General features: G+C 68.1%; 9 protein-coding genes. 2 read left to right on the plus strand and 7 right to left on the minus strand.

The features are described from left to right. The first annotated feature begins 87 nt into the window (after positions 1 to 87). On the plus strand, positions 88 to 981 hold the full coding sequence (locus tag VNS22_RS17060) for an AraC family transcriptional regulator (RefSeq protein ID WP_325734504.1): 894 nt from the start codon (positions 88 to 90) through the stop codon (positions 979 to 981). A 34-nt stretch (positions 982 to 1,015) separates the two neighbouring features. Here VNS22_RS17060 and VNS22_RS17065 read toward each other — a convergent pair whose 3' ends face one another. Genes VNS22_RS17065 through VNS22_RS17085 form a run of 5 tightly spaced genes read right to left on the minus strand, consistent with a single transcriptional unit; the run spans position 1,016 to position 4,955 of the window. Beyond that, positions 1,016 to 1,408 (minus strand): hypothetical protein, encoded by a 393-nt coding sequence (locus tag VNS22_RS17065; protein WP_325734506.1) that lies wholly within the window; start codon positions 1,406 to 1,408, stop codon positions 1,016 to 1,018. A 10-nt stretch (positions 1,409 to 1,418) separates the two neighbouring features. Then, entirely contained in the window at positions 1,419 to 2,501 is a 1,083-nt protein-coding gene (locus VNS22_RS17070) for a branched-chain amino acid ABC transporter permease (RefSeq protein ID WP_325734508.1), read from the minus strand. Next, a complete protein-coding gene (locus VNS22_RS17075; RefSeq protein WP_325734510.1) occupies positions 2,498 to 3,412 on the minus strand; it encodes a branched-chain amino acid ABC transporter permease in 915 nt (304 codons plus the stop codon). Before VNS22_RS17075 ends, VNS22_RS17070 begins: the two co-directional genes overlap by 4 nt. After that, the gene (locus VNS22_RS17080) at positions 3,409 to 4,155 is read right to left on the minus strand and encodes an ABC transporter ATP-binding protein (RefSeq protein ID WP_325734512.1); all 747 of its coding nucleotides are present in this window, start codon (positions 4,153 to 4,155) and stop codon (positions 3,409 to 3,411) included. The genes VNS22_RS17075 and VNS22_RS17080 overlap by 4 nt, the downstream gene beginning before the upstream one ends. Continuing rightward, positions 4,155 to 4,955, minus strand: a complete 801-nt coding sequence (locus VNS22_RS17085) for an ABC transporter ATP-binding protein (RefSeq protein WP_325734514.1) — start codon at positions 4,953 to 4,955, stop codon at positions 4,155 to 4,157. Before VNS22_RS17085 ends, VNS22_RS17080 begins: the two co-directional genes overlap by 1 nt. A 233-nt stretch (positions 4,956 to 5,188) precedes the next feature. Here VNS22_RS17085 and VNS22_RS17090 point away from each other — a divergent pair, with 233 nt between their 5' ends. After that, entirely contained in the window at positions 5,189 to 6,394 is a 1,206-nt protein-coding gene (locus VNS22_RS17090) for an ABC transporter substrate-binding protein (RefSeq protein WP_325734516.1), read from the plus strand. 59 nt (positions 6,395 to 6,453) lie between these two features. Here VNS22_RS17090 and VNS22_RS17095 read toward each other — a convergent pair whose 3' ends face one another. Both VNS22_RS17095 and VNS22_RS17100 read right to left on the minus strand, forming a co-directional pair. Continuing rightward, on the minus strand, positions 6,454 to 6,834 hold the full coding sequence (locus tag VNS22_RS17095; protein WP_325734518.1) for a hypothetical protein: 381 nt from the start codon (positions 6,832 to 6,834) through the stop codon (positions 6,454 to 6,456). After that, positions 6,773 to 7,510, minus strand: a 738-nt coding sequence (locus VNS22_RS17100; protein WP_325734520.1) for a sensor histidine kinase, incomplete at its 5' end; no start/stop codon positions are given. The genes VNS22_RS17100 and VNS22_RS17095, both read right to left, overlap by 62 nt.

A 7,510-nucleotide genomic window follows, 5' to 3' on the forward strand; every position in this document is an offset into this window, starting at 1 on the left:
CGGCCGTTGTTGCCAAAAACCCGACGTTGTTTGCCTGATCCTCCAAAGCGAGTTCACGGAGCGATCCGTTCTGAGGTAGGAACAGGCATGGACGACTCCCTGCTCAAAGCCGTTCGCCGCTACACCGAGGCCCATGCCGACCCGGCCGGCATCGCCCGGACTCCCATCCCCAGCCTGACGACCATTCGTGCGACCGCGCCCAGCGGGCTGCAATATGACATCTCCCGGCCGCTCGTCTGCCTCGTGCTGCAGGGGACCAAGCAGGTCACGATGGGGAGCCAAGCCTTCACGTTCACCGCCGGCGACTCGCTGCTGATCACGGCAGACGTGCCGACCGTCAGCCAGATCATGCGCGCAAGCGTCGTGGCGCCCTATCTTTCGCTCGTCCTGGACCTCGATCTGGCGCTGATCGCCGAGCTGGTGGAGGCCATGCGGCTGGTGCCGGCCGAGGACGCTGGGCCGGTGCGGGTCGAACCCACCGATGCCGAGGTTGCGGACGCAGCGCTGCGGCTGATGCGCCTGCTCGAGCGCCCGGCATCGGTGCCGGTGCTGCAGGCGCAGCTGCTGCGCGAGATGCACTACTGGCTGCTGGCCGGCCGGCACGGGCCGGCGATCCGGCGCCTCGGCTGGCCGGGCGGCCATGCGCAGCGGGTGGCGCGCGCGGTCGCGTTGCTCCGGGCCGAGTTCGCGCAGCCCTTGCCGGTCGAGCGTCTGGCGACGGTCGCCGGGATGAGCCCGTCCTCGTTCCACCAGCACTTCCGTGCCGTCACCTCGCTCTCGCCCCTGCAGTTCCAAAAGCAGCTGCGCCTGATCGAGGCGCGGCGGCTGATGCTGTCGGAAGGCATGGCCTCGAGCAGTGCGGCGTTCGCGGTCGGCTATGAGAGCGTGTCGCAGTTCACTCGCGAGTACCGCCGGATGTTCGGCCTGCCGCCGGTCCGGGAAACGGCCATGGCCCGGCGGAGCGAGGCCGCGGCGGCATGAGCCGGCCGGACCATGCGCCGGACCGGTCAGCCGGTCAGACCTCTATCCCGTAATCCGCCAGCTCCGGCAGCATCGCCTCGACCACGAAGTCGACGAAGGCCTCGGGCGCATCGAGATAGAACTCGCGCTCCGAATAGCTGCCGACCTCGGCGGCGATCCCGCGCTCGCGCAGCCACCCCGCCAGCTTCTCCAGCTCGGCCCGGGGCGTGTCGCTCAGGAACGAGACTTGGGAGAAGCGCTTGTCGGCATCGCGGCCCGTCTCGCTGCTGTGGTTGAGCTGCAGGTCGACATTGGTGCCGGGCTGGCGCATCCACACCGACCGCCCGGTCCGGCGCAGCTCGACGAAGCCCAGCTCCGCCTGGAACATCGCGACCACGCTGTCGAAATGCTCCGGCGCCACGCGCTGGGCCATGTGATTGAACTTCATCCACCTGTCCTCAGCTTCTGGCCGTGGCCCCGGTCGTGGGCAGGGCAGGGGCCATGGCCCTGCGGCTGGAACCCAGGCCCGGCAGCCGCAACTCGCGAGAGCCGGTCAGCCCCTTGGGCCGGAAGATCAGGATCAGCGCCATGCCGATGCCGAGCGCGATCTCCTGCGAGCCCTCGGGCAGGGCCAGAACCGATTCGCCCATCGTCACGCCGGATTCCAGGAAGCGGAAGAACTCGACGAACACGGTGACGGCGAACACGCCGACAATGGCGCCGGTGACGCTGCCCATCCCGCCGATGATGAGCATGGCGAGCGTGATGAAGGTGAGCTGCAGGTAGAACATGTCCACCGTCGCCACGCCCAGGAACTGCACGTAGAGCGCGCCGCCGATGCCCACGATGAAGGCGGAGAGCACAAAGGCGGCGAGCCGCACCCGCACGATGCTGACGCCCGAGGCGCGGGCCGCCACCGGGTCGTCGCGGGTCGAACGCAGCATCAGGCCGAAGCGCGAGTTCTTGAACCAGAAGGCCAGCACGATCGCACCCAGCGCGAAGGCCAGCCCGGTCCAGGGGCCGACCACGGTCGGGATGCCGATGATCGAGCTGACGCCCGCGGTCACCGAATCCCAGTTGGAATAGACATTGTTGACGATCGCCAGGAAGGCGAAGGTCGCAATCGAGGCGGCGATGCCGGACAGGCGCAGGATCACGGCACCGAACAGCAGCGCCACGACGGCCGCCAGCACGGCACCGCCGGCCACCGCCACCCAGAACGGATACTGCGCCTGCTGCAGGAAGACCGGCAGGCCGGTGAGCATGAGCTGCTTCCACATCGGATTGCAGGTGGCCCAGGCGGCGGCATAGGCGGCGATGCACATGAAGCCGATATGGCCGAACGAGACCACGCCGGAATTGCCGATGAACACCGACAGCCCGACCACCACGATCAGGCGGACCAGGGCCTCGGTGACCGTCAGCGCCATCTCGTCGTTGCCGAGCAGCGCCACCAGGGCCGTGATCACGGTGACGCCCAGGAGGAGGGCGAGCACCGGCAGGGCCGCGCGCAGGAAGCGGCTTTGGGCGGTGTCGGTCATACGCGCTCCACGAGGGCTTTGGTGGGAACCAGGCCGGCAGGCCGGAACAGCAGCATCAGGATGACGATCCCGAACACGAAGCTGTCGCGGAACGGCCGGAGATCGTCCGGCAGGTAGGCCTGCAGGAACACCGACGCGAAGGCGACGGCGAAGCCGCCGGTAGCCGCTCCGATCAGGCTGCCCATGCCGCCCACCACGGTGGCGATGAAGGCGAACAGCATGAGCGGCACGCCCATCGTCTGGCTGAGCGTGCCGGTCTGCGACAGGAGCAGGAGCGAGGCCACCGCCGCCAGCACGCCCGAGATCGCGAACGCCAGACCGATCACGAGATTGCCGCGCACACCCAGATAGCGGGCCATCCGGAAATCCTCGGCGGCAGCCCGCATCTGGATGCCCAGCGCCGTGCGCTTGAGCAGCAGCGTCAGCCCGCCCATCAGGACCAGCGTGGCCAGGATGGTGACGATCTGCAAAAGCGGGATGCGCAGGCCGCCCACGGCGATCTGGTAGTTCAGGTTCGACCAGAGATCGACGCTCTTGGGCCGCGAGCCGTAGAACATCAGGATCACGTTCTGGATCACGAAGCTGACCGCGAAGGACGCGATCATGAGCGTCGCCGGGTCGGCGCGCCGGATATGGCGGAACACCAGCAGGTCGGAGAGCAGCGCTGCCGCCACCACGATCACGGCTACCGCGATGATCACCATGAACCATGGCCAGCCGCCGATGAACAGGGTGGCGACCGCCTCGGTGGAGGGGATGATCAGCGCATAGGCGCCAAGGGTGATCAGGTCGCCATAGGCGAAGTTGATCAGCCGCAGGATGCCGAACAGGAGGCCGATGCCGAGCGCTGCCAGCGCGTAGAGGCTGCCCAGCGACAGGGCGTCGATGAAGGTCTGCGCGAAGTTGATCATGCCGCGGCCTCGCTCGTGGCAGAAATATCGTGCTCGTCGAAGCCGAAATAGGCGCGGGTGATGGCCTCGCCGTCCTGCAGGTCGGCCGTGTTGCCGTGCAGGAGGATGCGGCCGTTGCGCAGCACGTAGATCCGTTCGCTGAACTTCAGCATCCGGTCGGAGCTCTGCTCGTTGACCAGCAGGGTCAGGCCGCGCTCGGCGCGCAGCGCCAGCAGCGTCGCGTACACGGTGTCGACGATCTTGGGCGCCAGGCCCAAAGACGGCTCGTCGACCATGACCAGGCGCGGCCGGGTCATCAGCGCCCGGGCGATCACCAGCATCTGCTGCTCGCCCCCCGACAGCCGCCCGGCCGGCTGGCGCCAGCGCTCCTTCAGCCGCGGGAAGTAGCCCAGCAGCTGCTCGGCATCGCTCTGGGCGTGGCGCCGGTCGCTCATGGCGTAGGTGCCGATGAACAGGTTCTCCTCGACGGTCAGCGTGCCGAACACGTGGCGGCCTTCCGGCACCAGCGAGATGCCGAGCCGCGCGATGTTCTCCGCACGCATGCCCACCAGGTCCTTGCCGTCGAATCGGATCCGCCCGCGCTTGGGCGGCACGCCGCCAGCGATCGCCGCCAGCAGGGTCGACTTGCCGGCGCCGTTGGGGCCGACCACGCAGACCGCTTCGCGCTCCTTGACCGAGATGGCGACGCCGGCCAGCGCGATGGTGCCGCCATAGCTGACCGCCAGATCCTCGACCTCCAGCATCAGTGATGGCCCTCCGCCATTTCCAGTTGCTTCTCGCCCTCGCCGCCCAGATAGGCGGCCAATACCTTCTTGTTGCGCTGGATCTCGGCCGGCGTGCCCTCGGCGATGGTCCGGCCGCTGTCCAGCACATGGATGAAGTCGCAGGTCCCCATGACCATGCGCATGTTGTGCTCGATGAGCAGGACCCCGCAGGTGAAGGTCCTGGGGATGTCCAGCACGATCTGGGCCAGCTCGTCGCACTCGGCGTCCGCCATGCCGGCCGCGGGCTCATCGAGCAGGAGAAAGGCCGGGCCCAGGAACAGGGCGCGGGCGATGCCGACCCGGCGCTCGTCGGTATAGGGCAGGGTGCCCGCCACGATGTCGGCCTTGTCGGCCATGCCCAGCCAGGCCAGCAGCTCCATGGCCAGGTGATGAGCCTGGCGCCGGCCCAGCCCCATGCCGGTGCCGGTCACCTCGACGTTCTCGACGACGGTGAGGTCCTTGAACAACCGCCCGGCCTGGAAGGTCCGGGCCACGCCCTGGTGCCGGAACCGCTCGGCACTCCAGCCGGCCGTGTCCTGGCCCCCTAAGAGGATGCTGCCCTCGGTGGGCCGCTGGAAGCCGGTCAGGCAGTTGACCAGCGTGGTCTTGCCGGCCCCGTTCGGCCCGATCAGGCCCAGGATCTTCTCCCGCTCCAGGCCGAGCGTCACGTCACCGATCGCGGTGAGACCGCCGAAGCGGACGGAAACATTCTGTGCCGCGAGGCTGGCCGCCTGCGACTGCTCGACCCCGGTGGCGGTCATGGTCGGTCTGCTGGTCATTTCGACGCCACCTCGCATCGCGTGTGATCACAAACGAAGCTCCCTGATGGGTTCATTCTGGGAGCGGAGCTGGAATTTTGTCCACGCGGATGCAGCAAGAACCATGCAAGTCCTCTCGCGGGCGCGCTTCGGCCGTTGCCAGCCGGCTTGGTACGTGGCTTGCTCGTACCCCTGGCGAATGCCAGCCTGCCGCGCAGGCCGGCCGCACAGCACCTACAGGGGGAAGTAAACGCATGGCCGCATCGAGATTGTTGGGGGGGCTGGCGCTGGGTGCAGCGCTGACGATGGGCGCATTGCCGTCGCAGGCCGCGGACGAGATCGTGCTGGGCTTCGCGGTCGCCGATTCCGGCGCCATGAACGCCTATGACAGCGATTCGAAGAAGATGGCGCTGCTCTGGATGGAGGAGCAGAACGCCAAGGGCGGCCTGCTCGGCAGGCAGCTCAAGGAGGTCTCGGCCGACACCAAGTCCGACCGGGTCGAGGGCGCCAAGGCCGGCCAGCGCGTCCTGCGCGAGGGGGCCGTGGTGGTGTTCGCCACCTGCGACTACGACTATGGGGCGCCCGCCGCCCTGCAGGCACAGCAGGCCGGCGTCGTCTCCGTGTTCCTGTGCGCCGGCGATCCCAAGGCGGGCGTGATGGGGGTGGGGCCATTGTCGTTCACCTCGTCGAACGCCGCCCAGGTCGAGGGCGCCACGCTCGCCGAGTGGGGCATGGAGAAGAAGGGCTACAAGACCGCCTATGTCCTGCTCGACGAGACGCTCGAGTACAACAAGTCGGCCTGCGCCGGCTTCGACTGGCGGTTCCCGGCTGTCGGCGGCGAGATCGTCGGCCGCGACGTGTTCAAGGGCAGCGATGCCTCGATCGCCTCGCAGATCACCCGCTTCCGCTCGGTGGCAGCCGAGAAGCCGGTCGACGTGCTGGTGCTCTGCTCCTCCATGCCGGGTGCGCCCGGCGCGCTGCGGCAGATCCGGGCGGCCGGGATCGACATCCCGGTGTTCGGCTCGCAGTCGATGGACGGGCTGTACTGGCAGGATGCCGTGCCTGGCCTGAAGGACTTCTATGTCCCGATCCAGGCCTCGGCCTATGGCGACGATCCCCGGCCCGAGGTGAACGAGCTGGCCGAGCGCTTCGAGAAGCGCTGGGGTGCCCGTCCTGCCACCCAGTATGCCTTCCCGATCTGGGCCTTCATGGAGCTGTGGGCCAAGGCGGTCGAGAAGGCCGGCACCACCGACGCGCAGCCGGTGGTCGACGTGATGAACAGCTTCACGGACGAGCCGACCCTGCTCGGCCCCAGGACCTTCACGCCGATGCTGCACATCCAGGACCGGCCGCTGGAACTGATCGCCGAGGTCGGCGGCGGCCAGGGCAAGGTGATCGACCAGTGGCGGATCGCCGAGCCGGTGCCGCAGGAGGTGCTCTACCGGCTGAAGACCGACTGATCCCGCCCTTTCGGTGAGGGGGATGCCCCGCGGAAGCCGGCCGCGGGGCATCGTCCCGGTCAGGGACGGTTCAGGAGCCGTGCAACGGCCTCGACGAGACGGTCGTTCATCGCCGGCTTCTCGACCAGCATGTGGCCGTGGCGGCTCAGCAGTTCGGGCAGTCTTTGCCCGCTATAGAACAGGAACGGGATCTGCCGTTCCACCAGGAGACGTGCGACGGGCTCGGTGGTGTCCGTGCCCAGGCGAAAGTCGAGCACCGCGACATCGATATGGTCGCGCTCGGCGCTCGCCATGGCTTCGGGCAAGGTGAACCATGGCCCGATCACCTGGGCCCCGACACCCTGGAAGGTCGCCTCAAGATCGAAGGCGATCAGGACCTCATCGTCCGCGATGAAGACCCTGGCTCCTTCCAGCCATGTGCTCCGGCCAGTCGTCCTCATCGCGCGGCTCGGCCTCAGGGATTTCCAGCTCGATCGTGCACGTCACACCGCCCGGCAGGAACTCATGGCGCACCTTGGCGCCGGGAATCCCCTTCTGGATCAGCACGCTGCCAAAGCCGTTCCGCTCCTGACGATGCACCGGAGGCCCGTCGCTCTCCTGCCAAGTAACCACCAAGTGCCTGCGATTGTTCCCTGTCAACCGCCAGGAAAGGGCCACGCGCCCATGATCGTCGGACAGGGCGCCGTGCTTCTCGGCATTGGTGGCCAGCTCATGCAGGACCAGGCCGAACGGTGTCGCCAGGTCGGCCGGCAGGGTGATGGGTTCGCCCGTGACGGTGAGCCTCGCCGAATTGCCGTCGACATAGGCCTGAAGCTGGCCTTCGATCAGGGCCACGAGGCTGGCCCCCTGCCAGTGCGATTCGACCAGCAGCTTGTGGGCGGCCGCCAGGGCCGCGATCCGGCCTTCGAACCGCTCGGCGAACTCCTCGGGGTCTGGGGACGTCCGCAGGGTCTGGCGCGCCATCGACTGCACGACGGTCAGCGTGTTCTTGACCCGATGGGTGAGCTCGTCGAGCAGCAGGTTCTGCCGCTGCATCCAGCGCTGCCGCTCGGTGATGTCGCGGGTGCTTTCCAGGACCAGCCGCCGCCCTTCGAGCGGGACCAGCTCGATCTGGCT

Origin of the sequence: Geminicoccus sp., assembly GCF_035556675.1 — a bacterium.
Lineage (GTDB): Bacteria > Pseudomonadota > Alphaproteobacteria > Geminicoccales > Geminicoccaceae > Geminicoccus.

Excerpts from the sequence above, each read along its gene's own strand:
- VNS22_RS17060 (WP_325734504.1), top strand. The coding sequence starts at position 88 with ATGGACGACTCCCTGCTCAAAGCCGTTCGCCGCTACACCGAGGCCCAT.
- VNS22_RS17065 (WP_325734506.1), bottom strand. The coding sequence starts at position 1,408 with ATGAAGTTCAATCACATGGCCCAGCGCGTGGCGCCGGAGCATTTCGAC.
- VNS22_RS17070 (WP_325734508.1), bottom strand. The coding sequence starts at position 2,501 with ATGACCGACACCGCCCAAAGCCGCTTCCTGCGCGCGGCCCTGCCGGTG.
- VNS22_RS17075 (WP_325734510.1), bottom strand. The coding sequence starts at position 3,412 with ATGATCAACTTCGCGCAGACCTTCATCGACGCCCTGTCGCTGGGCAGC.
- VNS22_RS17080 (WP_325734512.1), bottom strand. The coding sequence starts at position 4,155 with ATGCTGGAGGTCGAGGATCTGGCGGTCAGCTATGGCGGCACCATCGCG.
- VNS22_RS17085 (WP_325734514.1), bottom strand. The coding sequence starts at position 4,955 with ATGACCAGCAGACCGACCATGACCGCCACCGGGGTCGAGCAGTCGCAG.
- VNS22_RS17090 (WP_325734516.1), top strand. The coding sequence starts at position 5,189 with ATGGCCGCATCGAGATTGTTGGGGGGGCTGGCGCTGGGTGCAGCGCTG.
- VNS22_RS17095 (WP_325734518.1), bottom strand. The coding sequence starts at position 6,834 with ATGAGGACGACTGGCCGGAGCACATGGCTGGAAGGAGCCAGGGTCTTC.